1 protein-coding gene is annotated in these 537 nt (G+C 51.6%); it reads left to right on the top strand.

Annotation, left to right across the window (positions count from 1 at the left end; genetic code table 11):
* Nucleotides 1-231, top strand: a 231-nt coding sequence (locus tag V7665_RS13810; protein WP_335665100.1) for a DUF885 family protein, incomplete at its 5' end; no start/stop codon positions are given.
* Between the last annotated feature and the right edge of the window lie 306 nt (nucleotides 232-537).

Raw genomic sequence — 537 nt, 5'->3', positions numbered from 1 at the left:
CCGGAGGGCGATATTCGCAAGGCGATCGAGCGCTATATCGTCTATCCCGGGCAAGCGACCGCCTATATGATCGGCAAACTGAAAATACTCGAGCTGCGGACGCGGGCGCAGGACGCTCTGGGCGACAAGTTCAGCATGGGCGAGTTCCATGACGTGGTGCTGAAAAGTGGTCCGGTGCCACTGGACATCATGGAAGAGAGGGTTGACGCCTGGATTGCTTCGAGCCGCTGAAGCCTGAAGGCAAACAGGGGTTGTGTCCTCAATTGTCAAGATTATCTCAGGAATCTGTCGTATTTGTCCAATGAAGTTAAGCCAGTTCCGGTGCATAGCGGTGGTGCGACCCGAAGGGCTCGCACCATCCTGATGTGATGGTATCTGAGTTCTTTTTCCTTATCGGCCTGACCATTAATTTGGTCAGGCCTTTTTTTTGACTATATTTTTTGGTTAGAAAAGCGCATCTATATGTGATCTGAACCTGGGGGGAGGGGCAGATTAAGGGGTCGTCGCTTGGTTAGTTTGAGATATTTTGCACCTGCA

Origin of the sequence: Parasphingorhabdus sp. (genome assembly GCF_036964675.1) — a bacterium.
GTDB lineage: Bacteria > Pseudomonadota > Alphaproteobacteria > Sphingomonadales > Sphingomonadaceae > Parasphingorhabdus.
This window is presented reverse-complemented; position numbering and strand designations above follow the sequence as displayed.